This is a genomic window from Nocardioides pyridinolyticus (genome assembly GCF_054653575.1).
The window spans coordinates 1-25,133 of the sequence record NZ_BAAIFY010000038.1 but is presented as its reverse complement, the minus strand read 5'-3'; the positions used below and the strand labels follow the sequence as shown (position 1 = coordinate 25,133).

The following is a 25,133-nucleotide window of genomic DNA, read 5'->3' as shown; positions in this document are numbered from 1 at the left end:
CGCGGGGCGATGTCCTGCGTCTCGAGCAGGGACCAGCAGTCGTATCCCGTGAGAGTCGCCAGCGTCGGACCCCGCGAGCTCTGAGCGTTCATCACGTCCGCCTTCCTTGCGTGTCGTCGGGGACGACGGCGACCGGACAGGTCGCGCGCTCGACGACGGGCACGACGACTGAGCCGAGAAGCAGCTCGGCGATCGGTCGCCGGTGATGCGTTCCCAGCACGATCAGGTGCATGTCGTTCCCCAGTCGGAGCAGCACTGTCGGCGGATCACCGCGCTCGACCGTTGTCCGGACCGGCACGTCGGGGTACTCCTCGCGCAGTCCGGCGACGGCCTCGGCGATCGCCAGCCGCTGGTCAGGCTCGTCCGCGGGCTCGCCGTAGGTGAGCCTCATCCCCACGTGGACCACGGTGAGGGGTCGGTCCGTCGTGGACGCCTGCTCGAACGCGAACCCCGGGTCGAGGGAGGACGGCGCACCAGCCCAGCTCGTCGCCGATGCGCCAGGCGGACTCTGGAAACGGAGATCTAGCCGTGGGCAAGGTGGCGCACCGCCGGCGCGAGCTCGTCGTCGGGCCGGCGCCATGAGAGCCGCCCGGCGCGGCGTGCGGGCCCGGGCGTGGCGGGAGCAGTCACCATCGAGAGGATGGCCGAGCGGCCCGCAACGCTCGCCCGGATCGAGAACCTCGGTCGAGAACCTCGACGACACCATCCGCGACATCCGCCGCACGATCTTCGACCTCGGTGCTTCCGAGGGCGAGAGCGACATCCAGTACGCCGTCACGCGGGTCGTGGAACGGGCCACGATCGCGCTCAAGTTCGGCCGGCGCTCCGGTTCCGCGGACCGGTACGGTCGCTGGTCGGCCCGGACGAGGCTCCTGACCCCCTGGCCGTGCTGAGCGAGGCGCTGGCCGACGCCGCTCGCCAAGCCCGCGCGACCTCCGGGGTCGTCGAGCTCGACGTGACCGACGGCATCCGTCTCGTGGTCGTCGACAACGGGCGCGGCTGGGACGGCCAGGTCGTCCAGAGCGGCCTGGTGAACATGCGCGCCCGGCCGAGCGGCGCGGGGGCCGCTGCACGGTGTCGTCCGAGCCGGGCCAGGGGACGACCATCGAGTGGTGGATCCCGGTCCGCTGACCGGTCCCGTACTGCCGCGCCGGTCGCCCCACTTGGCCGGGCCCTTCGGCCCTACAGCGCCACCGCCGTGCGGTCCAGCCTGACGAGAGGAACGGGTTGCGGACGAGGGAGAGTCATGAACGTGAGGACGGGCACCGTGGTCGTCGGCGTCGACGGGACCCGAGCCAACCGAGGGGCGCTGCGTTTCGCCGTGGAGGAGTCCCGGCGCTGGGGTGAGGGCCTCCGGCTCGTGCACGTCGTCCCCGACCACGCGCCGATCTCGCCGATGACGCCCGTGCTCGTGCCGGGCGACCTCACTGCGGCCGGTGAGAGCATCCTGGCGCAGGCGACAGGCGAGGTCCGGATCCTGGGCCCCGACATCGAGTTCGACGCCTGGCTGCGCCACGGTGTCTGCTCCACGGAGCTGATTCGCGCCGCCGAGGGCGCGCGCGTCCTGGTGCTCGGCCGCGACGACCGAGCGATCCTCCACCGCATCGTCGTGGGCGACACCGCCACCCGCGCCGCCGCCCGCGCTCCCGTCCCGGTCGTCGAGGTCCCGGCGCAGTGGCATGAGGACGGGACGAGCGAGGAGCACGGCGTCGTGCTCGTGGGGGTGAAGTCGCCGGCCCACGCGACCGAGCTGCTCGCGCACGCCTTCGCTGTCGCCCAGGCGCGTGCCGCGACACTCGTGGCGCTGCACGCGTGGCACCTCCCGAACGCCTATGACGACATCATCGAGGCGAGGGTCGCCCGCGAGCAGGTCGAGCGCGAGGCCACCGCGGAGTTGGACAGCCTGCTCCATCCCTGGCGTTCGGTGTACCCGGACGTCGACGTCGAGGTCCGCGTCGTGCACGACCGCCCGGGCCACGTCCTGGTCGAGTCGTCGACCGCGGCGGACCTGCTGGTGCTCGTGCGAAGGGCGCACGGGCTGCCCGAGGCCACCCACCTCGGCGGGACGGCTCGGGCCGTGCTCCGCAAGGCGCAGTGCCCCGTCATGGTGGTGCCGCCCACGGCGGCTCTGGAGCTCCCCACGCTGGTCCTCGAGTCGCAGGGCCAGCTCTTGAAGTGACCCGGAAGGAGCCGTCATGGAGGCCAACGAGCTCGGCATCGTCGTGGCCGTCGGACCCGACAGGGTCCACGAGGGCACGCTGGATTTCGCCGCGACCTAGGCGTTGCACCGCGGCACCGGGATCGAGCTGATCCACGTCGTGCACTCGGTGATCGCCGCGCCGTCCTACGGCCAGGTGCAGGCGCTCGACCAGACGCTGCTCGCGGTCGGCCGGTCGGTCCTGACCGACGCCGCCGACCGCATGCGGCCCCGGCTCCGCGACAAGGTGCCGCTGAGTACCGAGCTGCTGATCGGCCCGGTCGCCGCGACCATCGCCGACCGGGCGGGTTCGCGCGACCTCGTCGTCCTCGAGCGACGAGCGCCCCAGCGCCTAGATCGCCTCTTGACCATGTCCATCTCGACCCGCGTTGCTGCCCACGCGGCCGTGGCCGTGGTCGTGGTGCCGCCGGACTGGGTGCCCGCCAACGGCGCCCTCCCGGTGACCGTCGGCATCGACCGAGCCGACCCGGTCGGCCAGGTGGAGGCCGCGGCGGCGTACGCGGCCACGCACGACCTCGACCTCACGGTCCTGTTCGCGATGTGGCTGGCCGAGCCGTACCAGGACACCGTCTTCGTCAACCACACCCGTCGGCAGTGGACGCGCGAGGCCGAGACCGGACTCCTTCTCGGGCTGAAAAAGCTCGACCTGGACGGCACCCGGCTCAAGCCGAACATGGTGCTGCCGGGGACCGACGCGAGGGACCCGGAGTGCGACGACGTGATCGCCGAGCGCACCCTCGCCGTGCTGCGGGACTGCGTCCCCGCGGCGGTGCCGGGCATCGTCTTCCTCTCCGGTGGCCAGAGCGAGCAGCAGGCGACCGCCCGCCTGGATGCCCTCAACCGCCGGACGCCCCAGCCGTGGAAGCTGAGCTTCTCGTTCGGCCGGGCGCTCCAGGCCCCGGTGCTGCGGGCCTGGAAGGGCGACGGGGGCCGGCGTGACCTGGCCCAGCGGGCCCTCCTCGAGCGGGCGGCACTGAACGGCGCCGCACGCTACGGCACCTAGGAGGCCGCCCTGGAGCTCACAGCCTGCGGCCGGTGACCTCGACCGGTTCGACGCGGACCGCCAGGGTCCCGGGCGCCGAGCGCCCACACGGGCATCCCGGGGCACGGCGTCCGCGACGGTGCAGTTGACCGGCACGACCGCCACACCCTCTCCCGAGACCCACGCGACGCGCGCTACCTCCTGGTCTGGAGTAGGCCCCAGCAGTCGTACGCCGGGAGCGCGGCCGGGCCCGGCGCTTATCACGCGCTGCCGGCGGCGAGCGCCTCGTCCGGAACGACGGCCACCGGGCAGGTCGCCCGGTCGACGACCGGCCCGACGACGGATCCCAGGAGGACTTCGACCACCGGGCGGCGGTGCTGCGCCCCCAGCAGCACGATCAGGTTCATCCGGCGGCCGCATCCCAGGAGCACGGCCGCGGGGTCGCCACGCTCGACCGTGGTCCGCACCGGGACGTCGGGGAACTGCTCGCGCAGGCCGGCGACGGCCTCGGCCACGGACAGCTGCTGGTCGTCCTCGTCCGTCGGTGCGCCGTAGACGGCCTCGGGGGCCACGTGCACGACGGTCAGCGGACGCCCGGTCAGCGACGCCTGACGGAACGCGAACCGCAGCGCCGCGGCGGCGTGCTCGGTGTCGTCGATGCCGACGAGGACCCCGCGACGGACCTCGCCCGGGTGGACCGCGTGCACGACCACAGCCGGACACGGGGGTCGCCGTGTGACGGCCGCGCCTCTGGTCCCGGCCAGCCGGGACCAGAGGGTGCGGTGCCGGCGGGACCCGACGACGAGGAGGTGGGCGCCCTGGGCCACCGCGTGCAGCCCGTCCCGGACGCCTCCGCCGCGCAGGACGACATGGACCGGGACACCGGGGGTGCGCTCGGCCACCCGGGTCCGCGCCCGGTCGAGCACGAGCTCGCCGGCGGTCTGGATCTGCACGACGCCGATCCGCCGCTCGTGCCCGGAGGCGTCGTGCCAGAGCTCCTCGGCGGAGTCGGCGACGTGCACGAGCGTGAGGGCGCGGTTCTCGCGCGCTGCCTGGTCGGCGGCCCAGTCGACGGCGTCCTGCCAGGTGTCGTGGGTGTCCAGACCGACCACGATGTCCCTGCTGGTCATGTCGCACCTCCTCGCGTGGCACCATCGTCGGCCCGCCCTCCGCCGGGCGGCAGGGTCCGCGGACGACAGGCCTCGGGACCAAGGTCCCGGGGCCTTCAGTCCAGGCGGACCCGTTCGCCGAGTCGGGGGACCACCGCGCACCACCCGAGCTCGTCGCCGATCCGGCGCGCGAGCGCGGCGGAGGCGTCGGGCTCGCCGTGCACGACGTACACGACCTCGGGCGGGCCCGCTGAGGCGAGCCAGTCGATCAGCTCACCGGCGTCGGCGTGCACGGAGAACGTCGGCACGTCCACGATCTCGGCCCGCACCGGGACGTAGCGCCCGTGCATCTTGAGCTGCCGCGCCCCGTCGAGCAGCTGGCGGCCGCGCGTGCCGACCGCCTGGTAGCCCGTGAGGACGACGCAGTTGCGCGCGTGCGGCAGCTGGTGGGCGAGGTGGTGCACGACCCGGCCGCCCGTGGCCATGCCCGAGGCGGAGATGACGATTCACGGACCGACCGGGTCGTTGAGGCGCATCGAGCCCGCCGCGTCCCGGACCGCATGTAGCCGCAGGCCGTCGATCGCGGCACCGAGCTCGGCCGAGGCCCGCCGGTAGACGCCGAGCGCGGCCAGGGCCATGGGGCTGTCGAGGTGGACGGGGACCCGCGGGATCTGCCCGCCCGCCATCAGCCGGTGGAGCTCGAGGATGACCAGCTCGGTGCGGTCGACGGCGAAGGCCGGAATCAGGACCGTCCCGCCCCGGCCGATGGTGCGGCGCACCGCTCCGGCCAGGACACCGGAGTCCGGTGGGGGATGCCGCCGGTCGCCGTACGTCGACTCGACGACGACCGTGGCGGCCGCCGGCCGAGGGCCGGCCGGAGGGAGCAGGGGGTGCGTGCCGCGGCCGAGGTCACCGCTGAAGACGGCCCGGTGGCCCTCGACGTCCACCACGGCGCACGCCGAGCCGAGGATGTGGCCGGCCGGGGTCAGCAGGGCGCGCGTGCCAGCAGCCAGGTCGACCCAGGTCTCGTACGCGACCGGGAGGAGGTGGGGAAGCGTGCGCTCGACGTCGTCGAGGTCGTAGAGCGGCAGCGCCGGGCGGTGCCGGGAGTACCCGCCCTCGTTCGCGAGCCGGGCGTCCTCCTCCTGGAGGTGGGCGCTGTCGCGCAGCATGATCGCCACCAGCTCGGCGGTCTCGGGCGTGCAGACGATCGGGCCGCTGAACCCGTCACGCACCAGGCGCGGCAGCAGGCCGCAGTGGTCGAGGTGGGCGTGCGTGACAACGATGGCGTCCAGGCCCGCGGGGGCGGGGTCCGACCGGTCCCAGTTGCGGCGCCGGAGGTCACGCAGGCCCTGGTAGAGGCCGGCGTCGACGAACACCTGGCCGGCGTCGGTCGAGACCGCGAAGCAGCTGCCGGTCACGGTGCCGGCGCCGCCCAGGAACGTGAGCATCGGGTCGGTCACGCAGCCAGCGTCCCCCAGGAGGCACCGGGCCAGCAGGGCGGATGGTCCGGCGGGCCGGGTGACCTTCGGCCCTGCGCAGCGCGGTCGCGCCGCACGAGCGTGGCGCCATGAGCGAGAACCCGCTGCTCGAGCGGCACCGTGTCCTCGGGGTGGTCCTGACCCTGACCGTGCTGGTGGCGGTCGGCTGGCTGAGTGGGCAGCTGCTCGGGGAGGTCGTGGTCCGGCTCTTGCGCCTGGCGCTCGGGACGGTTACCGGAGGCGGGGCAGGGGCCTGACCGTGCGATGCTGGGCCGTCGAGGAACCGGGACCGCTCGCGGGCGGCCCGGTCCGGGCCGCCGTCCGGCCGCGCCCCGTGCCGGGTGCCGGCGAGGTGCTGCTCGAGGTCGAGGCGTGCGGGGTCTGCCGGACCGACCTGCACCTGGCCGAGGGCGACCTCGCACCCCGCCGCTCCACCGTGGTCCCCGGTCACCAGATCGTCGGCCGGGTCCGCGAGCGCGGCCCGGGAGCGGCGCGGTTCGAGGTGGGGGACCGGGTCGGCGGCGCATGGCTCCGCAGCACCTGCGGGTCCTGCGACTGGTGCCGCACCGGGCGGGAGAACCTGTGCCCGTCCTCGACCTACACCGGCTGGGACGCGGACGGCGGGTTCGCCGAGTACGCCGTGGTGCCGGAGCGGTTCGGCTACCGCCTGTCCACCTCCGTGCCGGCCGCCGAGCTCGCCCCGCTGCTGTGCGGCGGCATCATCGGCTATCGGGCGCTGGTGCGGTCCCACCTGCCGCCGGGCGGGAGGCTCGGCCTCTACGGGTTCGGGTCGAGCGCCCACATCACCGCCCAGGTGGCCCTCGCCCAGGGCGCCGAGTTGTTCGTGATGACGCGGGGCGAGAGGGCCCGGGCGCTGGCCCGCGAGACCGGTGCGGCCTGGGTCGGCTCGGAGGCCGCCCGCCCGCCCGAGCTCCTGGACTCCGCGATCGTGTTCGCGCCGGCAGGGGAGCTCGTCCCCGTCGCGCTCGAGGCGCTCCGCCCCGGCGGGACCCTCGCGCTGGCCGGGATTCACTTGTCCGCGGTGCCGTCGCTGGACTACGAACGGCACCTGTTCCACGAGCGCGACCTGCGCACGGTCACGTCGAGCACGCGCCGCGACGGTGAGGAGCTGCTCGCGCTGGCCTCGCGCCTGGGCGTCCGCCCGCACGTCACCTGCTACCCGCTGGGTGAGGCCGATCGCGCCCTCGCCGACCTTGCGGCCGGCCGGTTCAGCGGCTCGGGCGTGCTGCTGGCCGGTTGACCCAAGGTCCTCCCGTTCCCGGGTCGAACGGCACTGGCCCGCGTCGGCCGGAGGACCCAGCCTGGGCTGGTGATGCCCTCAACGGCTGGGTCGGCCGACGTGCTGCTCCGGGACGGCTCCATCGCCACGATCCGTCCCGCGTGCGACGCCGACCTCCCCGCCCTGCGCGACCTGCACGACCGGGTCGGCGAGGAGACGCTGAGGCTCCGGTTCTTCAGCCTCAGCCGCGTCGCCGCCCGTACCTACGTCGAGCACCTCGAGCGGTCCGCGGACGTGCTGGTCCTGGTGGCCGAGCACGACGGGCGACTGGTGGCCGTGGCCACCGCGGAGCCCGTCAACCCGACCACGAGCGAGGTCTCGTTCCTGGTCGACGACCTCAGCCACGGCCTCGGTCTGGGCAGCCTCCTGCTCGAGCACCTGGCCGCGGCCGGGCGGGAGCGCGGTGTCCGCCGGTTCGTCGCGGAGGTCCTCTCGGAGAACCGCGCCATGCTCGAGGTCCTGACCGACGCCGGCTTCGCGGTCCTGCGGCACACGGCAGCCGGGTCCGTGCACGTCGAGCTCGACACCGGGGTCTCCTGGGCCGCCCTCCGGGCAGCCGACGAGCGGGAGCGCAAGGCCGAGGAGTGGAGCCTGCACCCGGTGCTCTATCCCCGGTCGGTGGCGGTGGTCGGCGCCCGTCGCGACGGCACCGGGATCGGCGCGGCGGTCGTGCGCGCGATCCGGTCCGGCGGGTTCCGCGGGCGCCTCTGGGTGGTGCAGCCGGGGACGGAGACGGGGTCGGTGCGCGACCTGCCGCACGGCGTCGACCTGGTGGTGGTGACGGTTCCGGCGCCCGCCGTCGCCGCGGTGGTCGAGGAGGCGGCGGCGGTGGGGGCCCACGGGGTCGCCGTGCTGTCGGCGGGGTTCGCGGAGCTCGGCGAGGCCGGGGCGCTCCTCGAGGACCGGATCCTCGACACGGCGCGGCGGCACAGCATGCGGGTGGTGGGCCCCAATTGCCTGGGCATCCTGAGCAACCATCCCGACGTACGCCTCGACGCGACGTTCAGCGGCGTCGTCCCGCCGTCCGGCGGGTTGGCGATCGCGTCGCAGTCCGGAGGGGTCGGGATCGTGGTCGAGGAGGCCGCGCGCCGGCTGGGCCTGGGCGTCCTCGCGATGGTGTCGCTCGGGAACAAGCTGGACGTCTCGGGCAACGACCTGCTCGCCGCCTGGCAGGACGACGGGCGCGTGACTGCGGCAGCGCTCTATCTGGAGTCCTTCGGGAACGCGTGCAAGTTCGCGCGCTTCGCGCGCCGGTTCAGCGAGGTCAAGCCGCTGCTGGCCGTGGTCGGCGGTCGCTCCGCGGGCGGACGTCGCGCGGGTGCCTCGCACACCGCTGCGGCGGCGACGCCGACCCTGGGAGTGCACGCGCTGTTCGCCCAGGCGGGAGTGATCGCGTGCGACGGCGCGGAGGACCTGACTGAGACCGCGCTGCTGCTGGCCGAGCAGCCGCTGCCACGCGGCAACCGGCTCGCGGTGCTGTCGAACGCGGGCGGTCTCGGCGTCCTCGCCGCCGACGCCGCCGAGCAGCGCGGGCTGGTCGTGCCGCCACTGTCGGCGGACGTGCGCGACCGGCTGAGCCCGTACGTCGCCGGCACCTCGGGCACGGGCAACCCGGTCGACGCCGGTGCCGGTGGGAGGCCCGGTGACCTGGCGTCGCTCGCCGGGCTGCTGCTCGGCGACGGCGAGGTCGACGCGCTGCTCGTGCTGCTCGTCCCGACCGCCCTCGGCGACCCGGGGGCGGCGGTCGAGCTGCTGCCCGCCCTGCGCCGGCGGCACCCCGACAAGCCGGTGGTGCTCGTCCGCTACGGCGGCGCCGACGGAGCGCCCCGAGGCGAGCTGCCGGGCGTGACCTGCCTGCCGTCGATCGAGGCGGCCGCCCGTGCGCTCGGGCGGGTCAGCCAGTACGCCGCCTGGCGCCGTGAGCCGCACGAGCCCGACGCCCACGTGGACACCGTCGCCGGTGACCGGGCCCGGAGGCGGGCGCTCGACCACCTGACGACGCACGGGGAGGGCTGGCTGGACACCGACGCGGTCGGCGAGCTGCTCGGGGGCTACGGACTGGACCCGGTGGGGGAGGTCGCCCGCGGCGCCGACGCGGTCGTCGCGGCAGCCGCCCGGGTCGGGCACCCGGTCGTGGTGAAGGTCGCGACCGGGGACGTCGTCCACCGCACGGACCGGGGACTCGTCCGGGTCGGCGTCGTGGGCGAGGAGGCGGTGCGCCGTACCGTCGGGGAGCTCGAGTCCGTCGTCGGGCGGGGCGCCCCGATGCTGGTCCAGCCGACGCTGGCCGGGACCGAGGTCGCGCTGGGCCTGGTCCGCGACCCCGTCCTCGGCCCGCTGGTGATGGTCGCGGCGGGGGGTGTGCACACCGACGTCTGGGACGACCGGGCCTTCCTGGTCCCGCCCGTCGGACGCCGGGACGCCGCCCGGGCGGTGCACTCGCTGCGGGTCGCCGCCCTGCTCGCCGGGCACCGCGGCACCGAGGCCGGCGACGTCGACACGCTGGTCCGGCTGGTCGTCCAGCTCGGCCGGCTCGCCGAGGACGTCCCGGAGGTCTCCGAGCTGGACCTCAATCCCGTGCTGGTCGGCCCCCACGGGTGTGCGGTCGTGGACGCCAAGGTGCGCGTCGGGCCGATCACGGGTCCCGACGCCGGTGTGCCCCGGCGGTTGCGGGGGCGGCGCCTCGCCGCGACCTCCGGGCCGCCCGGCGGATGACCTTGGGCCCTGTGGCCGGGGCCGCGACCGCGGTGTGCTGGGGGGCGAGAGCGAGGAGAGGAGCAAACATGCAGAGCGTAGAACGCCGCAACGGCTCGTCGGTGCTGGGTGAGGTGATGGCCTGGCTCGGCGCCGAGGTCGAGCCCGAGGTCCGGGTCGAGGAGTGGGTGGAGGACGGTCGCCGGATCGTCCGGGCGGACCTCCCCGGCGTGGACCCGCAGCAGGACATCGAGCTCACGGTGGACGGGAGCACGCTGCACCTCCACGGCCAGCGGCGCGAGGAGGAGCACGACGACTACCGCACCGAGATCCGATACGGAAGCTTCGAGCGCCTGATCGCGCTGCCGCCGGGAACGACGGCTGCAGACGTCCGCGCCGAGTACGCGGACGGCGTCCTCACGGTCTCCATGCCGGCGCAGGTACCCGTCACGCCGACGCGGATCCCGGTTACGCACCGGGAGCTGCCGGTGGAGTGATCCCCCGTAGCCGACCGGACGGACGCGGCCCCCGCGGCGAGCCCGCGGGGGCCTTCACATCGCGTGAGAGGAGTGAGGAGAAGATGTACGCCGCAGTGGGGGACCGCATCCTGGTCCACAGCGCCCATGTCGACCAACCGGCACGGGACGGCGAGGTGATCGAGGTCCGCAACGCGGACGGCTCACCGCCGTACCGGGTGCGCTGGTCGGACACCGGCCACGAGACCCTGTTCTATCCCGGTCCGGACGCCGAGGTCCACCACTCCGAGCACCCGGGCTTTGAGCACCCGGGCGGGGGCCACGTCCGGCAGGATCGCTGACGGGTGAGGGAGGGGTGAGCGCCGAGGCCGCCGCCCCATCCCGGTCAGTCGGTCGCCGTGCGGCGACGCCGACGGGTGAGCCGGTAGACCTCGTCGACGCCCCAGACGACCAGCGGGAAGCAGGCGAGGACGGCCAGCTCCCGGACGTGGAGCGGTCGCGTGCCCAGGACCGCCTGGGCCGCCGGGAGGTAGATCGCGACCGCCGTCACCGCCACCTCGAAGGCGATGCCGGCGAGCAGCAGCCGGTTCGACAGCGGTCCGATTGAGAGCAGCGAGACGTGGTCGGTCCGGGCGGCCTGCGCGGTGCCGATCTGGCACGCCACGATCCCGGCGAAGGTCATCGTGGTCGCCCGCAGGTAGGTCTCGTGGAGCGCGCTCCCGGGTCCCGTCGGGTCGCCCGGCTGCCAGCCACCGGACCACAGCACGCCGAGGAAGCCCAGCACGACCAGGACGGCCGACGTCAGCCCGAGCACGGCCCAGGCACGGACGAGCATGTGGCCGGTGATGATGCCCTCGCGGCGGCTGCGCGGCGGGCGGGACATGAGCCCGGGCTCGGCCGCCTCGCGCCCCAGGGCGAGAGCGGGCAGGGTCTCGGTGCCGAGGTCGATCATGAGGATCTGCACGACGGTCAGCCCGAGGGGGATCGCGCCGCCCGAGAGCGCGAACAGGAGGAACGGCAGGATCTCCGGCACGGCGTGGGCGAAGATGTAGAGGATGAACTTGCGGACGTTGTCGTAGACCCGTCGCCCCGACTCGACCGCGGAGATGATCGTCGCGAAGTCGTCGTCGGTGAGCACCATGGTGGCCGCCTCCCGGGCGACGTCGGTGCCGCTGCGCCCCATCGCGACGCCGATGTCGGCCTTGCGCAGCGCCGGTGCGTCGTTGACGCCGTCGCCCGTCATCGCCACCACGTGCCCGGCCGCCTGGAGCCGCGTGGCGATCCGTAGCTTGTCCTCGGGCGAGCTGCGGGCGAACACGATCTCCCGGCCGGATGAGAGCAGCGCGTCGAGCCGGTCGTCGTCGTACGCCGCGAGGTCGGAGCCCGCGACCACGTCCGGCCGCCCGGCGGGGCAGAGCCCGGCCGACGCGGCGACCGCGGCAGCGGTCGCGCCGTTGTCGCCGGTGATGACGTGCACGGTGATCCCCGCGGCGTGGGCCTGCGCCATCGCCCGGGGCACGGCGTCCCGGACCGGGTCGGAGAGCGCGACGAAGCCGAGCAGCACCAGGTCGCGCTCGACCTCCGCCCGCTCGGGCGGCCCACCGGGGGGTGGGATGTCCCGCCACGCGCACGCGATCAGCCGCAGGCCGCGGCCGGCGAGCTCGCCGAGGCGTGCGTCGAGCACCTGCCGGTCGCCGTCGTTGAGGGCCCGGCAGGTCCCGTCGGGAGCGAGGGCCGACATCGACCGGGCAAGGACGGCCTCGGGGGCCCCCTTGGTGAGGATGAGGTCGTCGGACGGGCTGGCCGCGACGATCACCGACATCAGGCGCAGGCGCGGGTCGAAGTGGTACGTCGCCTCGCGTCGCTCGACCGGCGGCGGCGTGCCGTCGAGCTGCTCGGCGGCCCGGAGCAGCGCGAGCTCGGTGGGGTCACCGATCCCGGAGGCCAGGTCGGCCATGGTGCAGGAGGTGAGCACCCGGGCGAGGGCGGCGCGCACCGGCGGGGCGGGGGCGTGTCGCGCGGACGCGTCCCAGGTGCTGTGCAGCTGCATCCGGTTCTGGGTCAGCGTGCCGGTCTTGTCGGTGCAGATGACGTCGGTCGAGCCCAGGGTCTCGACCGCGCTGAGCCGCTTCACGAGACCGCCTCGGCGGGCCAGGCCGGCGACGCCGACCGCCAGGGCCAGGGTGATGGTGGGCAGCAGGCCCTCCGGCACGTTCGCCACGAGGAGCCCGATCGCGAACACCGCGGCCTCGGCCAGGCTGAGCCCGGCGAGCACGCCCAGCGGCAGGAAGGCCAATCCGACTCCGATCGCGACGCCCGCGATCAGCCACGCCACGCGGCGTACCTGCACCTCGAGCGGGCTCGGCTCCTGCGTGGTGCGTCCGCTCAGGCCGGCGATCCGGCCGAGCTCGGTCGCCATCCCGGTCGCCACCACGACGGCCAGGGCCTCCCCCGAGGTGCACGTCGTGCCCGACAGGAGGACGTCGGGGGCGTCGACGAGGCGACCGCCGTCCTCCACCGCCGCACTGGCCGACCGGACGACGGGCACCGACTCGCCGGTGACGGCGGAGAGGTCGACCTCCACCGCGCCGACGGCCACCTTGGCGTCCGCGCAGATCGCGTTGCCCTCCTCGACCACGAGCACGTCGCCGGGCACGACGTCCCGCGCCTCGACGACCGCGCGGCGGCCGTCGCGGACGACCACCGCGTGCGGCGGCAGATAGGCGCTGAGCGCCGCGACGGCGTGCTCGGCATGCCGCTCCTGGGCCAGCGCGAACGCCGCGTTGAGCCCGATCACGAGCAGGATCGCGACTGCGAGGACGACGGCATGGGTCAGCAGCGCCAGCCCGGCCGCGAGCCAGAGGAGCAGGGCGAGGGGGTGCACCAGCTGACGGACCAGGGCGGTCGTGAGCGACGGGCCGCGCCGGGCGACGAGCTCGTTGGCGCCGAAGCGCTCCGACCGCGCGGCCGCTTCGGCGAGGTCGAGCCCGTCGAGGGTGGCGTCGAACTCGGCCAGTACCGCCGAGAGCGGCCGGAGGAGGAGCTCGGGGCTCATGTCCCCACCGTGGCACCGGGGGACTCTCGACGCTGCGGACCGAGGTCCCGGTGCTGCCGGGGCCATCGGCCCTGCCGGTCGGGACCCGGGACGAGGAGCGTGGAGGCATGAGAACGTACCGGACCGTCTGGCAGGCGACGGTGGTGGTCCTGACGATCGTGGCGGTGACTGCCGGGGCGGCCGACCTGGGCTGGCCGAGCATGCTCGCCGCCGTCGGCGCGATCACGGTGCTCGGTGCCGCGAGCGGCCTGGCGTGGGTCGAGGCGACCGATCACCGGTGGCGGCTTGTGGGTCTGCTCGCACTGTGGTTCGGCGTCGGCGCCACGCTGTTCCTGGGGCTTCCGGCCGTCGTTGGCGTGTGGACGCTCCTCGTCGTGGCGATGCTCGGCGGCCTCTGCCCGCGGCTGCTCGGCTGGGTGGTCGAGAAGTGGCTCTCGTTCCGTCCGGTGAACACGCGGCGGCAGCTGCGGCGGCTGTCGACCCGCGACCTCGAGCGGCGTTGGTTGCGGACGACCCAGGAGGTCACGCGACGGCGGTCCGACTCGGCTGCCGTGCTGGTGCTGGTCCACGAGCGGGTGCGCCTGCTTGACGAGCTCGAACGGCGTGACCCCCTCGGCTTTGACGCGATGCTTGTCCGGACCGGCTGGCGGGAGCGACAGGACCGGTAGATGACCGCCGCCGTCTAGATGTGCCCGACGACGCTCCGTCGACGCTCCGTCGACCCGCCGTCGAGGGACCTCGCCGACCGCCGACCGCCGATCACTGAGAAGGAGACAGCAGATGTACGCGTTCAAGGGTGACCAGATCATCGTGCGGAAGGAGGACGCCGAGACACGGGTGGCCGAGGTGATCGCCGGCGACCACGCCGACGGGCACCCGCCGTACTGGGTGCGGTGGTCCGATGACGGCCACGAGACGCTGATGTTCCCTCCGGTCGATGCCGAGATCGAGCACGCCGGCCCGAGCTACCCGCCGGAGTACGACACGGGCACGCTGCCGGTGACGTCGCCATGACCGTTCGACAGCCCGACGAGATCCTCGTCGGCGTGGGCGGCTCGGGCGGTGCCGCCACGCTCGCGTTCGTCGCCGCCGAGATCGCGCGGTACGGCGGCTCGGTGCGGTTGGCCCACGCGGTGGTTCCGCTGGAGCACAGCAGCGTGCCGACGCCACTTGCCGCCGAGGGCGACACCGTGCGCGTGGTGGGCACCCGGGTGCTCGGCGACGCCGCTGCCCACTTCGAGCACGCCCTGCCCGAGGTGTCTGTGCACGCCAGCCTCCTGCGTGGCAGCGTGTCGCATGCGCTTGTGGACGCGTCGCTGGCGACCCGTCGGGTCGTGCTCGAGCGCCGGCCGCGGACCCGCACCCACCTGCACACGCTCGCGGTCGTGGGCCACGTGGCTGCCCACGCGCCGGTCCCTGTCGTCGTCCTGCCCCCGGAGTGGCATCCGGACCCCGAGCGTGAGGGGACCGTCCTGGTGGGGGTCGAGGACGTGCTCACCTCACCGCAGCTCCTGGCTACCGCCCTCGAGGAGGCGGCCGCTCGGGGCGCGCAGCTGCGCATCGTCCACGCGTGGTACCACAGCGACCTCTACGACGGCGTCGCGTTCGCCGGGCCGGCGCTCCAGCGGCACGAGAGCGACCTGGTACACCAGCTCGCCCGCGAGCTCGAGCCCGCGCTCCGTCGGCGTCCGGGGGTTCCTCACGAGCTGGCGGTCGTCCACGGTCGGCCCGCCGACGTCCTCGTCGACGAATCCCGCCGGGCCGGCCTCCTGGTGCTGGGTCGGCACCAGGCGACGGTCCCGTGGGGGAGCCACCTGGGCTCCGTCGCGCGTGCTGTCCTGCGCGATGCCGACTGCCCGGTACTCGTGCTCGACACCATGGCGCCGCGCGAGCGGCACCACCGTCAGTTCTCCTCGGGGACCATCGAGATGGCCCCGGCCGGGCACTCCGACGAGCAGATCGCGCAGCCCTTGCAGAAGTCGAGGTTGATGACGTAGGGCGCGAGGTCGTCGCCGGTCTTCAGCACCGCGTTGTCCGGGCACATGCCGTAGCAGTTGTCGCAGGAGAAGCAGGTGCCGCAGGACAGGCAGCGCCGCGCCTCGTAGAGCGCGGTCTCGACGTCGAGGCCGTGCACGATCTCCTCGAAGGTCGAGGACCGGCGCGCCGCCTCGAGCACCGGGCGGTGCTGGCGGGGCGCGTCCGTGAAGTACCAGGTGTTCAGACGGTCGTACGTCGCCGGCGCCGACGCCGGGGGCGCCGCGGGCTTTCGGCCCTGCAGCCAGGCGTCGATGCTGGCCGCCACGCGCCGTCCGTGGCCGATCGCCACGGTCGCCGACCGCTGGTCCGGCACGGCATCGCCGCCGGCGAACAACCCGGGCCGGCCGGTCATCAGGTCGGCGTCGACGAGGACACCGTCGCGGTAGTCCAGGCCGGGCACGCCGTCGAGGAAGGACAAGTCGCTGTCCTGGCCGAGGGCCAGGATGAGCGCGTCGGCCTCGAGCCGCTCGAACCGGCCGGTCGGCTGGGGGAACCCGGACTCGTCCAGCTCCATGCATTCCAGCGTGAGGCCGTCCGCGTCGACGGCGGTCACCGTGCTGAGCCAGGTGAAGCGGATGCCCTCGGCCTCGGCCTCCCCGACCTCGCTGGGGTGGGCCGGCATCCGGTCGCGGGTGCGCCGGTAGACCACGACGGCGTCCTCGGCGCCGAGCCGCCGGGCCGTCCGCGCGGCGTCCATGGCGGTGTTGCCACCGCCGTACACCGCGACGCGGCGGCCGAGCAGTGGCCGTTCGCCCTCGGCAACGCCGTGCAGCAGCGAGATCGCGTCGACCACGCGCGCGGCCGAGCCCGCGGGCAGGTCGATCCGCCGCCCGAGCTGGGCGCCGACGGCGAGGAACGCGGCGTCGTAGCCGCCCTTGCGCAGCCGGGCCTCGAGGTCGGTGACGGGGTCATCGGTCTGCAGCTCGACGCCCATCGCCAGGATTCGCCGCACCTCGGCGTCGAGCACGTCGCGAGGAAGCCGGTAGGCCGGGATGCCGTAGCGCATCATGCCGCCGGGCTCGGGTGCCGCCTCGACGACCGTGACGGCGTGGCCGAGCAGCGTCAGGTGGTACGCCGCGGACAGGCCGGCCGGCCCCGAGCCGACCACCAGCACGCGCCGACCGGTCGGCGGGGCGTCGGCGGCCACGGTCCAGCCGCGGCGGATGGCCTCGTCGCCGAGGAACCGCTCGACGGAGTTGATCCCGACGGCCTCGTCGAGCGTGGCGCGGTTGCAGGCGGTCTCGCACGGGTGGTAGCAGATCCGGCCCATCACCGCCGGGAACGGGTTCGTCTCCATGATCCGCCGCCAGGCGCGCTCGTAGCCGTCGCCGCCGTCCTCGGCGTCGCGCAGCCACTCGCGCACGTCCTCACCGGCCGGACACTCGCCCGCGCACGGCGGGAGCAGGGTGACGTAGACGGGCCGCTCGGTGCGCCAGCTGCCCGTGTGGTTCGTGCGGCTGCTGCCGACGTCGAGGGTGATGCCGAACGGGTGCTCCATCTCTGCTCCTCAGCTCGCGGGTCGGTCCGGTGCGGGCAGCAGCCCGAACCGGGCGATGTTGCGGTCGGCGCCGGCCTGGATGCGCGCGACCAGGTCGGGCCGCGGCGGGTCGGCGAAAAGGTGGGCGTAGCGGCCCTGGAGGCGCAGGTACTCCTCGACAGGCACGCGGTGCCGAATCGGGGTCACGTCGGTGACCTGGCCGTGCTCGGCCTCGAAGAGCGGGAACAGCCCGGACTCGGTCGCGAGCCGGGCCAGGCGCACCGTGTCCTGCGGGGCGGCGGCCCAGCCGAGCGGGCAGGGGACCAGCACGTGCAGGTATCGGGCGCCGTGCAAGCGCATCGCGCGCGCGACCTTCCGCTCGAGGTCGCGCAGGTCGGCGACGGTCGCCGTGGCGACGTACCCGATCTCGTGGGCCATCGCGATGAGCGGCGCGGACTTGCCCTGACCGAACCGGTTGCCCGGGGGCTCGCCGAGCGTTGACGTCGTGGCGGTCCGGGCGGCCGGTGGGGTGGCGCCGGAGCGCTGCACCCCCGTGTTCATGTAGCCCTGGTTGTCGTAGCAGACGAACAGCACGTCGTCGTCGCGCTCGAACATGCCGGACAGGCAGGCGAAACCGATGTCAACGGTGCCGCCGTCGCCTGCCTGCCCGACGACTCGGGTGGGCCGGCCGAGGGCCTTCAGGCCGGCCGCTGCGCCGGCGGCGGCCGCCGGCGTGTTGCCGAACAGCGAGTGGAGCCAGGGGACCTGCCACGAGGACTCCGGGTACGGCGTGGAGAACACCTCGAGGCAGCCGGTGGCGTTGACCGTGACGAGGTCGCCGCCGGTCGCGCGGATCGCGGCGTCGAGGACGAAGCGCGCGCCCAGGGCCTCGCCGCACCCCTGGCAGGCGCGGTGCCCACTGGTGAGGGCGTTCGCGCGGTCGGCGTGCGACTGGACCGAGTTGTCCTCGGGGTCGAGCAGCCGGTTGCCGGCAGCGAACGTGCCGATCTGGTAGAGCCTGGTCTCCTGCACGGTGGTCTCCTCAGCCCGCCCCTCAGTCCGCCCCGGCCCGGTCGAGCAGGGAGTGGTCCAGCCCGAGGAAGTGGAGGCGGTCCGGCCGGAGCCGCTCGGCCACCACGTCCTCGACCAGGCCGCGCACGTCGGCGCGCGTCACCGGCCGGCCACCGAGACCGCCGACCGCCTGCACGACGGGCACGCTGTGGTGGAGCGCGTCGCGGACGTCCTGGCCGACGATGCTCCCGCGGCCCGGGCTGAACGCCCGCTCCAGCACCACGACCCGCCGGGCCGGGGCCAGCGCGCGGCGCACGGCCTCGGCCGGCCACGGGCGGAAGCATCCGATCGTCAGCGCTCCGGCCGCCACGCCTTCGGCGCGGAGCTGGTCGACCACGTCCTCGGCCGCACCGGCGACCGAGCCGATCGTGACGACCACGGTGTCGGCGTCCTCGGTGCAGTGCCCACGGACCAGGCCTCCGGACCGGCGGCCGAAGCGGGCCGCGAAGTCGTCGGCCAGCCACGGCACGGCCTCGAGCGCCTGCGACAGCCGCTGCTCGAGCAGGTAGCGGACCTCGGTGAAGGCCTCCGGTCCGACCATGGCGCCGATGGTGACCGGGTCCTGGGGGTCGAGCCGCTGGCGCGGACGGAAGGGCGGGACGAGGTCGTCGACCTCGGCCTGGCTGGGCAGGTCGACCTCTTCGACGGCGTGCGTCAGCACGAACCCGTCCAGGCACACGATGACCGGCAGCGACAGCCGCTCGGCGAGCACGAAGGCCTGGAGGTGCAGGTCGACCGCCTCCTGGACCGAGGCGGCATGCAGCTGGATCCAGCCCGCGTCGCGCAGCGCCATCGAGTCGGACTGGTCGTTCCAGATGTTGATGGGGGCGCCGATCGCCCGGTTGGTCACGGTCATCACGACCGGCAGCCCGAGCCCCGACGCGTTGAAGACGGCCTCGGCCATGTACAGCAGGCCCTGGCTGGCGGTGGCGGTGTAGGCACGGGCGCCGACCGCGGAGGCGCCGATGCAGGCCGACATCGCGGCGAACTCCGACTCCACGGTCAGGTACTCGCACGGGGCCAGGTCGCCGCCACGGACCAGGTCGGCCAGCGCCTCGACAACGTGCGTCTGCGGGGAGATCGGGTACGCCGCGACGACCTGGGGCCGGCAGAGCGCCACCGCCCGGGCCACCGCCCGCGAGCCCTCGACCTGCTCACGCACGGCTGCTCACCGCCACGGCCTCGTACGCCCGGGTGGCGACGGCGGCGTTGGCCTCGGCTAGCTCGCCGCAGAAGCGTTGCCGGATCGCCAGGACGACAGCGTCGAGGGAGACGATCCCGGTGAGCCCGGCGAGCGCCCCGAGGAGCGCGGTGTTGGGCAGCGGGCGGCCGAGGACCTCGCGCGCGAGGTCGGTGGCGGCCAGCGTCGTGAGCCGGGGCGGGAGCTCGATCCCGAGGTCGCCGGGGGAGCACGACGTGTTCACGAGGACATGCGTCAACGGCGTGATGCCGTCGAGGACCGGGACGCCGTGCAGCAGCGTGCGGTCCTGGACGACGACGGCGTCGGGGACGTCGATCGGCTCGTGGAAGCGGATCGGTGCGTCGTCGATGCGGCAGAACGACGTGACGGGGGCGCCGGTGCGCTCGGAGCCGAACGTCGGGAAGGCCTGCGCGTGCCGGCCGCTGTCGAACGCGGCGACCGAGAGCATCTCGGCCGCCGTCACGACCCCCTGGCCACCGCGTCCGTGGAACCGCACGTTGAACACGGCATCACCGTCCGGTCCCGACCATCCGGGTCAGGTCCGCCAGGCGGCAGGTGTAGCCCCACTCGTTGTCGTACCAGCCGAACACCTTGGCGAAGCTGCCGCTGGCCTGGGTCAGGGGCGCGTCGACGATGCAGGACGCCGGGTCGCCGATGACGTCGCTGGACACCAGCGGCTCGGTGTCGTACCGGAGCCGACCGGCCAGCGGCCCGTGGGCGGCCGCCGCGGCGAACGCCTCGTTGACCTCCTCCACCGAGACGTGGCGCTCGAGCAGCACGGCCAGGTCGACGAGTGACCCGTCGACGACCGGCACCCGCAGCGCGACGCCGTCGAGCCGGCCGGCCAGGGCGGGCAGGACCTCGCCGACGGCCCGGGCGGCGCCGGTCGTCGTCGGCACGATGTTGACGGCGGCCGCGCGGGCCCGGCGGAGGTCCTGGTGCGGGCCGTCGAGGAGGTTCTGGTCGCCGGTGTAGGCGTGCACGGTCGTCATGAAGCCGTGCCGCACGCCGAAGGCCTCCTGCAGCACCGCGACCATCGGCGCGACGCAGTTGGTCGTGCACGAGGCGTTCGAGACGATCCGGTGCCGGGCGGGGTCGTAGCTGCCGTCGTTGACGCCCATGACGAACGTGGCGTCCAGGCCCTTCCCGGGCGCGGACAGAACGACCCGGGCGGCGCCGGCGTCGAGGTGCGCCGCGAGGGCGTCCCGCGTCCGGAACCGGCCCGTCGACTTGACGACGACCTCGACGTCGTGGGCGGACCAGGGCAGCGCGGCCGGCTCGCGCTCGGTGGTGATTGCGACCTTGCGACCCTCGACGACGAGGGTCGACCCGTCGACGCGGATGTCGCTGCGGAAGCGGCCGAACGTGCTGTCGCGGCGCAGCAGGTTCGCGATCGTCGCCGGGTCGGCGACGTCGTTGACGGCGACGACCTCGAGGTCGTCGATCTCCTCGGCGATGCGGAGGAAGACCCGCCCGGTCCGTCCCATGCCGTTGATGCCGACGCGCACTGTCATCGCGCTCTCCTTGTGCGAGTGGGGTGCCGCTGCTTCCACCAGCCTCCCGACCGAGGCCCGCGTGGGTCAGGGCCGAAGGTCATCCCGGCCCGCGTCGTTCTGCCCGGCCCGGGTCGGCCCGGTCCCGGTCGGCGGGGACCCGGTCGGCGCGGACGGCGGCGCGTCCGATGTCGGCCCACGTGAGGAGGCCGACGAGGACGCCGGCCCGGTCGACGACTCCCACGGCGTCGACCGAGCACTCCATCATCACGGCCGCGGCGTCCGCGAGCCCGGCACCGGTGCTCACGGTGACGGGTCTGGCCAGGACGGTCTCGAGGGGCTGGGTGCGCCGGACGAGCCGGGTCATCAGCGCGGTGGTGAGCAGGTGCGCGGACACGATGTCGAGGAGCTGCCCAGCCGCGTTGACGACGACGACATGGGTGTGCCCGCGACGGAGCACCTCGTCCACGGCCCTCCCGACCGTGGAGGTCGGGGGGACCGTGGCCAGGTCGCGCGACATCGCGTCCCGCACGGCGAGTCCGGGCATCGGGCGCTCACTGGTTGAACAGGGCGACTTTGAGCGCACCGCTCTCCTGCGGACGGGAGAAGATGTCGTAGGCGTCCTGGATCTCGTCCAGCCCGAAGCGGTGCGTGATGAGGCCCTCGGTGTCGAGGCGTCCCTCGGCGATCAGCCGGAGCAGGGTCGGCGTCGAGAACGTGTCGACGAGCCCGGTCCTGACCGTCACGTTGCGGATCCACAGCGACTCCAGGTGCAGCGTCGCCGGTGCGCCGTGGACGCCCACGTTGGCGACCGTCCCCCCGGCGCGGACCAGCTCCGTGCACAGCTCGAAGGTCTCGGGCACGCCGACCGCCTCGATGGCGGTGTCGACGTCCCGGGCTACCTCTCGGGCCTCGTCCGCGGTGGCGACGGCTTGGTCGGCGCCGAAGCGGAGCGCGGCCGCGCGGCGTTCGCTCGCAGGGTCGACCACGACGATGCGCGACGGGCTCAGCAGCCGGGCGGTCAGCACGGCCGCGAGGCCGATCGGGCCGGCGCCGACGATCGCCACCGACGACCCGGGGGCGACCTGACCGTTGAGCACGCCGACCTCGTACGCCGTCGGCATGATGTCGGCGAGCACGAGCGCCTGCTCGTCGGAGACGCTGTCGGACAGGCGGTGCAGGGCGCGATTGGCGAAGGGCACCCGCACCCGCTCGGCCTGCGTGCCGTCGATCAGGTGTCCCAGCACCCAGCCGCCGCCGGCGAGGCACTGGCCGTCGTGGTTCTCGCGGCAGTACCGGCAGCGACCGCAGCCGGTGATGCACGAGATCAGGACGCGGTCGCCGGGCACGAACCCGACGACGGCCGGTCCGACCTGCTCGATCGTGCCCATGGCCTCGTGACCGAGGACGCGGCCCGGCTTCACCTCCGGGACGTCGCCCTTGAGGATGTGCAGGTCCGTGCCGCAGATGGTGACCGCGTCGACGTGGACGATGGCGTCCTCACTGTCGACGATCACCGGGTCCGCGACGTCGTGCCACACCCGGCGGTCCGGTCCCTCGAAGGTCAGCGCTTTCATGACAATTCCTCCTCCAGTTTGATGACCGCCCGGGTCGTGCGCAGGATGCTGTCGGGGGTCAGGCTCATCGAGTCGATGCCGATCTCCACGAGGAACTCGGCCATGTCGGGGTGGTCGGACGGGGCCTGGCCACAGATACCGGAGTGGATGCCGTGCCGGCGGCAGCCGTCCACGGCGAGCTGGATCATCTGCTTCACGCCGGGGTCGCGCTCGTCGTAGTCGAACGCCACCACCTCGCTGTCGCGGTCCACGCCCAGTGTGAGCTGGGTGAGGTCGTTCGAGCCGATCGAGAAGCCGTCGAAGCGGGTCGCGAACTCGTCGACGAGGACCACGTTGTTCGGGATCTCGCACATCGCGTAGACCTCGAGCCCGTCCCGTCCGCGCTCCAGTCCCAGCTCGGCCATCCGGGCGAGGACCCGGTCCGCCTCGTGGAGCCGGCGCACGAACGGGAGCATGAGGATCACGTTGCGCAGCCCCATCTCCTCGCGGACCCGGCGCATCGCGCGGCACTCCAGGGCGAAGCCCTCCTGGTAGGCCGGGTGCGCGTAGCGCGACGCCCCGCGGAAGCCGAGCATCGGGTTCTCCTCGTGCGGCTCGAAGGCGGCGCCGCCGAGGAGCCCGGCATACTCGTTGGTCTTGAAGTCGGACATGCGGACGACCACCGGCTTGGGGTGGAACGCCGCGGCGATGGTGCCGACGCCCTCGGACAGCCGCTCCACGAAGTACGCCGCCCCGTCGGCGTACCCCTCGGCCAGCGCGACGACCTGCGCGCGCTCGACGGGATCCGCGACGCGGTCGGGGTGGAGCAGCGCGAGCGGGTGCGCGCGCACCGACTCGCTGATGATGAACTCCATCCGCGCCAACCCCACGCCGTCGTTCGGCAGCAGGGCGGTGCGGAAGGCGAGGGCCGGGTTGCCCAGGTTGACCATGATCTTCGTGCGCGGGCGGCGCAGCCGGCTGAGGTCGACCTCGTCGACGTGGAACGCCACCTCGCCCGAGTAGACCCGGCCGGTCTCGCCCTCGGCGCAGGAGACCGTGACGAGGTCGCCGTCCCGGATCGCCGACGTGCCGTGGCTCGTGCCGACGACCGCCGGGAGGCCGAGCTCGCGGGCGACGATCGCGGCGTGGCAGGTCCGTCCGCCGCGGTCGGTGACAACGGCGGCCGCCGTCTTCATCACCGGTTCCCAGTCCGGCGTCGTGGTCGCGGACACCAGGACCTCGCCGGGGCGGAAGTCCGCGAGCTGTCTGGCGTCGGTGACGACCCGGGCGCGGCCGACGGCGACGTGGTCGCCGACGGCCCGGCCCTCGACGACCGGGGTCGCGCTCTCGTCGACCACGAAACGGCGCAGCGTCGTGGCCACCGCGTTCGACGCGGCGGTCTCGGGCCGGGCCTGCACGATGTAGGTCAGCCCGTCAACCCCGTCCTTGGCCCATTCGATGTCCATCGGCTGGCCGTAGTGCTGCTCGATCGCGATCGCGACGCCGGCCAGCTCGAGGACCTCGTCGTCGTGGAGGCAGAACCGCCGCCGCTCCGGCTCCGGCGTAACTTCGCTGCGCGTGCCGGACTGACCGGCGGCGACCATGCGGACCGCCTTCTGGCCGAGCCGGCGGCGCAGCACGGCCCGGGAGCCGGCCTCATAGGTCGGCTTGTGTACGTAGAACTCGTCGGGGTCGATGGTGCCCTGCACGACGAGCTCGCCCAGGCCGTAGGACCCGGTGAGGAACACGACGTCGCGGAAGCCCGACTCGGTGTCCAGGGTGAACAGCACACCCGAGCAGGCGAGGTCCGAGCGGACCATCTTCATCACGCCGACCGACAGCGCGACCTCGAGCTGGCCGAAGCCCTGCTGGTGCCGGTAGTGCACGCCCCGGTCGGTGAACGCGCTGGCGAAGCACCGGAGCACGGCGTCGAGCAGCTGCTCCTCGCCCACGATGTCGAGGTAGCTCTCGTGCTGTCCCGCGAAGCTCGCCTCGGGTAGGTCCTCCGCCGTCGCGCTGCTGCGCACGGCGACGCGCAGGTCGTCGCCGTACCTCTCCCGGAGGGCGCGGTAGGCCGCGAGGACCTCGTCGCGCAGGTCGTCGGGCAGGCCGGCGTCGTGCACGAGCCGGCGGGCCCGCGCGGCGCGGTCGGAAAGGTCAGCCACGTCGTCGGGGTCGAAGCCGGTGAACAGCTCCTCCAGGGTGGCGCGGACACCGCCGGCATCGAGCACGTGTCGGTAGGCGTCCGCGGTCACCGCGAACCCGCCGGGGACGCGGACGCCCGCGGAGGACAGGTGCTGGTACATCTCGCCCAGGGAGGCGTTCTTGCCCCCGACCCGCGCGACGTCGTCGCGTCCCACGGCTCCGAAGTGCAGGACGTACGCCGACATGGCAGACGCGCCCTCAGTCGACGGCGACGTGGGCGACGCCGCTGCCGGGGTCGTTCTGCTGGAGGTCGGCGATGGTGGCGTCCAGGAGCTCGTGGACCAGCCCGGACAGCGCCCGGCACGCGGCGAGCTCGGCGCCGATCTCCGGGACGTCGTGGTCGCCGGGGCGGCGTCGGGCGATCCCGACGTGCCGCAGCTCGGTGCCGGCGTCGGTGCGCATCACGACCTCGGCTCGGGTGCTGGTGTCCTGCTCGAACAGGTCGATCTGCAGGTGCCACGTGCGCGTGTGCATGACCCTCTCCTCCCGGTCGTCTCCTTCGAGCGTGGCCGCCCCGGGGCCGCGCCGGAACGGCCGGGCGTCCCGGGCGCCCCGGGACGTTCGGCCGTGTCGGTCCCGCTCGTCTGGTGGTCCGATGGCGTCATGACGAACGACGGCTCCGGCGCAGCGGCCGGCGGTGGCGCGATCTACGCGATCGGGATCCTCGGCGCGTGGGTGTGGTTCTGGCAGCAGGCGGACGGCTTCTGGTGGCACGTGCTCGCCGTGCTGGAGGGTCTCGTGTGGCCGGCCTTCATGGTCTACCGGGCCTTCGAGGCGC

At 74.0% G+C, this 25,133-nt stretch carries 25 protein-coding genes; 11 read left to right on the top strand and 14 right to left on the bottom strand.

The window, feature by feature from the left end; all coding sequences use genetic code 11:
• Positions 1-91: 91 nt before the first annotated feature.
• Positions 92-580: a universal stress protein gene (locus tag ACYQ0U_RS21355; protein ID WP_459975908.1), complete on the bottom strand. Its 489-nt coding sequence runs from the start codon at positions 578-580 to the stop codon at positions 92-94.
• On the opposite strand from ACYQ0U_RS21355, the gene ACYQ0U_RS21350 reads away from it, so the two are divergent.
• The 3 genes from ACYQ0U_RS21350 (at position 579) to ACYQ0U_RS21340 (ending at position 3,221) form a co-directional block, all read left to right on the top strand.
• On the top strand, positions 579-893 hold the full coding sequence (locus ACYQ0U_RS21350) for a hypothetical protein (protein ID WP_459975907.1): 315 nt from the start codon (positions 579-581) through the stop codon (positions 891-893). The two genes, ACYQ0U_RS21355 and ACYQ0U_RS21350, sit on opposite strands and share 2 nt — an antisense overlap.
• Positions 894-1,252: 359 nt before the next feature.
• Positions 1,253-2,179, top strand: coding sequence for a universal stress protein (locus ACYQ0U_RS21345; RefSeq protein WP_459975906.1), 927 nt, complete (start codon positions 1,253-1,255; stop codon positions 2,177-2,179).
• A gap of 103 nt (positions 2,180-2,282) precedes the next feature.
• The gene (locus ACYQ0U_RS21340) at positions 2,283-3,221 is read left to right on the top strand and encodes a class I fructose-bisphosphate aldolase (RefSeq protein ID WP_459975905.1); all 939 of its coding nucleotides are present in this window, start codon (positions 2,283-2,285) and stop codon (positions 3,219-3,221) included.
• Between the two features lie 239 nt (positions 3,222-3,460).
• Here ACYQ0U_RS21340 and ACYQ0U_RS21335 read toward each other — a convergent pair whose 3' ends face one another.
• The 3 genes from ACYQ0U_RS21335 to ACYQ0U_RS21325 form a co-directional block, all read right to left on the bottom strand.
• Positions 3,461-4,330 (bottom strand): universal stress protein, encoded by an 870-nt coding sequence (locus ACYQ0U_RS21335; RefSeq protein WP_459975904.1) that lies wholly within the window; start codon positions 4,328-4,330, stop codon positions 3,461-3,463.
• A gap of 95 nt (positions 4,331-4,425) precedes the next feature.
• Complete coding sequence (locus ACYQ0U_RS21330) at positions 4,426-4,809, bottom strand: MBL fold metallo-hydrolase RNA specificity domain-containing protein (RefSeq protein WP_459975910.1); 384 nt, start codon at positions 4,807-4,809, stop codon at positions 4,426-4,428.
• A gap of 6 nt (positions 4,810-4,815) precedes the next feature.
• Complete coding sequence (locus ACYQ0U_RS21325) at positions 4,816-5,772, bottom strand: MBL fold metallo-hydrolase (protein WP_459975903.1); 957 nt, start codon at positions 5,770-5,772, stop codon at positions 4,816-4,818.
• Positions 5,773-5,879: 107 nt separating this feature from the next.
• On the opposite strand from ACYQ0U_RS21325, the gene ACYQ0U_RS21320 reads away from it, so the two are divergent.
• The 5 genes from ACYQ0U_RS21320 (at position 5,880) to ACYQ0U_RS21300 (ending at position 10,601) form a co-directional block, all read left to right on the top strand.
• The gene (locus ACYQ0U_RS21320) at positions 5,880-6,047 is read left to right on the top strand and encodes a hypothetical protein (protein WP_459975902.1); all 168 of its coding nucleotides are present in this window, start codon (positions 5,880-5,882) and stop codon (positions 6,045-6,047) included.
• 2 nt (positions 6,048-6,049) lie between these two features.
• The gene (locus ACYQ0U_RS21315) at positions 6,050-7,051 is read left to right on the top strand and encodes a zinc-dependent alcohol dehydrogenase family protein (protein ID WP_459975901.1); all 1,002 of its coding nucleotides are present in this window, start codon (positions 6,050-6,052) and stop codon (positions 7,049-7,051) included.
• Between the two features lie 72 nt (positions 7,052-7,123).
• Entirely contained in the window at positions 7,124-9,805 is a 2,682-nt protein-coding gene (locus tag ACYQ0U_RS21310) for a bifunctional acetate--CoA ligase family protein/GNAT family N-acetyltransferase (RefSeq protein ID WP_459975909.1), read from the top strand.
• Positions 9,806-9,873: 68 nt separating this feature from the next.
• Positions 9,874-10,281: an Hsp20/alpha crystallin family protein gene (locus ACYQ0U_RS21305; protein ID WP_459975900.1), complete on the top strand. Its 408-nt coding sequence runs from the start codon at positions 9,874-9,876 to the stop codon at positions 10,279-10,281.
• Positions 10,282-10,364: 83 nt separating this feature from the next.
• Complete coding sequence (locus ACYQ0U_RS21300; RefSeq protein WP_459975899.1) at positions 10,365-10,601, top strand: DUF1918 domain-containing protein; 237 nt, start codon at positions 10,365-10,367, stop codon at positions 10,599-10,601.
• A 44-nt stretch (positions 10,602-10,645) separates the two neighbouring features.
• Here the strand turns inward: ACYQ0U_RS21300 and ACYQ0U_RS21295 are convergent, their stop codons facing one another.
• Positions 10,646-13,315: a cation-translocating P-type ATPase gene (locus ACYQ0U_RS21295; protein ID WP_459975898.1), complete on the bottom strand. Its 2,670-nt coding sequence runs from the start codon at positions 13,313-13,315 to the stop codon at positions 10,646-10,648.
• 107 nt (positions 13,316-13,422) lie between these two features.
• Here ACYQ0U_RS21295 and ACYQ0U_RS21290 point away from each other — a divergent pair, with 107 nt between their 5' ends.
• The 3 genes from ACYQ0U_RS21290 (at position 13,423) to ACYQ0U_RS21280 (ending at position 15,312) form a co-directional block, all read left to right on the top strand.
• Complete coding sequence (locus tag ACYQ0U_RS21290) at positions 13,423-13,983, top strand: hypothetical protein (protein ID WP_459975897.1); 561 nt, start codon at positions 13,423-13,425, stop codon at positions 13,981-13,983.
• Positions 13,984-14,095: 112 nt separating this feature from the next.
• Positions 14,096-14,329: a DUF1918 domain-containing protein gene (locus ACYQ0U_RS21285; RefSeq protein WP_459975896.1), complete on the top strand. Its 234-nt coding sequence runs from the start codon at positions 14,096-14,098 to the stop codon at positions 14,327-14,329.
• On the top strand, positions 14,326-15,312 hold the full coding sequence (locus ACYQ0U_RS21280; protein ID WP_459975895.1) for a universal stress protein: 987 nt from the start codon (positions 14,326-14,328) through the stop codon (positions 15,310-15,312). Before ACYQ0U_RS21285 ends, ACYQ0U_RS21280 begins: the two co-directional genes overlap by 4 nt.
• On the opposite strand, the gene ACYQ0U_RS21275 is transcribed toward ACYQ0U_RS21280, so the two are convergent.
• The 9 genes from ACYQ0U_RS21275 to ACYQ0U_RS21235 form a co-directional block, all read right to left on the bottom strand.
• Positions 15,219-16,850, bottom strand: a complete 1,632-nt coding sequence (locus tag ACYQ0U_RS21275; RefSeq protein WP_459975894.1) for an NAD(P)-binding protein — start codon at positions 16,848-16,850, stop codon at positions 15,219-15,221. The two genes, ACYQ0U_RS21280 and ACYQ0U_RS21275, sit on opposite strands and share 94 nt — an antisense overlap.
• A gap of 9 nt (positions 16,851-16,859) precedes the next feature.
• Positions 16,860-17,861, bottom strand: a complete 1,002-nt coding sequence (locus ACYQ0U_RS21270; RefSeq protein ID WP_459975893.1) for a thiamine pyrophosphate-dependent enzyme — start codon at positions 17,859-17,861, stop codon at positions 16,860-16,862.
• A 22-nt stretch (positions 17,862-17,883) separates the two neighbouring features.
• Positions 17,884-19,062: a transketolase C-terminal domain-containing protein gene (locus ACYQ0U_RS21265; protein ID WP_459975892.1), complete on the bottom strand. Its 1,179-nt coding sequence runs from the start codon at positions 19,060-19,062 to the stop codon at positions 17,884-17,886.
• On the bottom strand, positions 19,055-19,606 hold the full coding sequence (locus tag ACYQ0U_RS21260) for a 2-oxoacid:acceptor oxidoreductase family protein (protein WP_459975891.1): 552 nt from the start codon (positions 19,604-19,606) through the stop codon (positions 19,055-19,057). Before ACYQ0U_RS21260 ends, ACYQ0U_RS21265 begins: the two co-directional genes overlap by 8 nt.
• Before the next feature lie 4 nt (positions 19,607-19,610).
• Entirely contained in the window at positions 19,611-20,615 is a 1,005-nt protein-coding gene (gap, locus tag ACYQ0U_RS21255; protein ID WP_459975890.1) for a type I glyceraldehyde-3-phosphate dehydrogenase, read from the bottom strand.
• Between the two features lie 79 nt (positions 20,616-20,694).
• Positions 20,695-21,141, bottom strand: a complete 447-nt coding sequence (locus tag ACYQ0U_RS21250) for a CBS domain-containing protein (RefSeq protein ID WP_459975889.1) — start codon at positions 21,139-21,141, stop codon at positions 20,695-20,697.
• 7 nt (positions 21,142-21,148) lie between these two features.
• Positions 21,149-22,171, bottom strand: coding sequence for an alcohol dehydrogenase catalytic domain-containing protein (locus ACYQ0U_RS21245; RefSeq protein WP_459975888.1), 1,023 nt, complete (start codon positions 22,169-22,171; stop codon positions 21,149-21,151).
• Positions 22,168-24,540: a phosphoenolpyruvate synthase gene (gene ppsA, locus ACYQ0U_RS21240; RefSeq protein ID WP_459975887.1), complete on the bottom strand. Its 2,373-nt coding sequence runs from the start codon at positions 24,538-24,540 to the stop codon at positions 22,168-22,170. The genes ACYQ0U_RS21245 and ppsA overlap by 4 nt, the downstream gene beginning before the upstream one ends.
• 13 nt (positions 24,541-24,553) lie before the next feature.
• Positions 24,554-24,829 carry a DUF1876 domain-containing protein gene (locus tag ACYQ0U_RS21235; RefSeq protein WP_459975886.1) on the bottom strand — a complete coding sequence of 92 codons (276 nt, stop codon included), beginning with the start codon at positions 24,827-24,829 and terminating at the stop codon, positions 24,554-24,556.
• Between the last annotated feature and the right edge of the window lie 304 nt (positions 24,830-25,133).

Excerpts from the sequence above, each read along its gene's own strand:
- ACYQ0U_RS21350 (WP_459975907.1), top strand. The coding sequence starts at position 579 with ATGAGAGCCGCCCGGCGCGGCGTGCGGGCCCGGGCGTGGCGGGAGCAG.
- ACYQ0U_RS21355 (WP_459975908.1), bottom strand. The coding sequence starts at position 580 with ATGGCGCCGGCCCGACGACGAGCTCGCGCCGGCGGTGCGCCACCTTGC.
- ACYQ0U_RS21335 (WP_459975904.1), bottom strand. The coding sequence starts at position 4,330 with ATGACCAGCAGGGACATCGTGGTCGGTCTGGACACCCACGACACCTGG.
- ACYQ0U_RS21320 (WP_459975902.1), top strand. The coding sequence starts at position 5,880 with ATGAGCGAGAACCCGCTGCTCGAGCGGCACCGTGTCCTCGGGGTGGTC.
- ACYQ0U_RS21310 (WP_459975909.1), top strand. The coding sequence starts at position 7,124 with ATGCCCTCAACGGCTGGGTCGGCCGACGTGCTGCTCCGGGACGGCTCC.
- ACYQ0U_RS21305 (WP_459975900.1), top strand. The coding sequence starts at position 9,874 with ATGCAGAGCGTAGAACGCCGCAACGGCTCGTCGGTGCTGGGTGAGGTG.
- ACYQ0U_RS21300 (WP_459975899.1), top strand. The coding sequence starts at position 10,365 with ATGTACGCCGCAGTGGGGGACCGCATCCTGGTCCACAGCGCCCATGTC.
- ACYQ0U_RS21295 (WP_459975898.1), bottom strand. The coding sequence starts at position 13,315 with ATGAGCCCCGAGCTCCTCCTCCGGCCGCTCTCGGCGGTACTGGCCGAG.
- ACYQ0U_RS21290 (WP_459975897.1), top strand. The coding sequence starts at position 13,423 with ATGAGAACGTACCGGACCGTCTGGCAGGCGACGGTGGTGGTCCTGACG.
- ACYQ0U_RS21285 (WP_459975896.1), top strand. The coding sequence starts at position 14,096 with ATGTACGCGTTCAAGGGTGACCAGATCATCGTGCGGAAGGAGGACGCC.
- ACYQ0U_RS21280 (WP_459975895.1), top strand. The coding sequence starts at position 14,326 with ATGACCGTTCGACAGCCCGACGAGATCCTCGTCGGCGTGGGCGGCTCG.
- ACYQ0U_RS21275 (WP_459975894.1), bottom strand. The coding sequence starts at position 16,850 with ATGGAGCACCCGTTCGGCATCACCCTCGACGTCGGCAGCAGCCGCACG.
- gap (WP_459975890.1), bottom strand. The coding sequence starts at position 20,615 with ATGACAGTGCGCGTCGGCATCAACGGCATGGGACGGACCGGGCGGGTC.
- ACYQ0U_RS21250 (WP_459975889.1), bottom strand. The coding sequence starts at position 21,141 with ATGCCCGGACTCGCCGTGCGGGACGCGATGTCGCGCGACCTGGCCACG.
- ACYQ0U_RS21245 (WP_459975888.1), bottom strand. The coding sequence starts at position 22,171 with ATGAAAGCGCTGACCTTCGAGGGACCGGACCGCCGGGTGTGGCACGAC.
- ppsA (WP_459975887.1), bottom strand. The coding sequence starts at position 24,540 with ATGTCGGCGTACGTCCTGCACTTCGGAGCCGTGGGACGCGACGACGTC.
- ACYQ0U_RS21235 (WP_459975886.1), bottom strand. The coding sequence starts at position 24,829 with ATGCACACGCGCACGTGGCACCTGCAGATCGACCTGTTCGAGCAGGAC.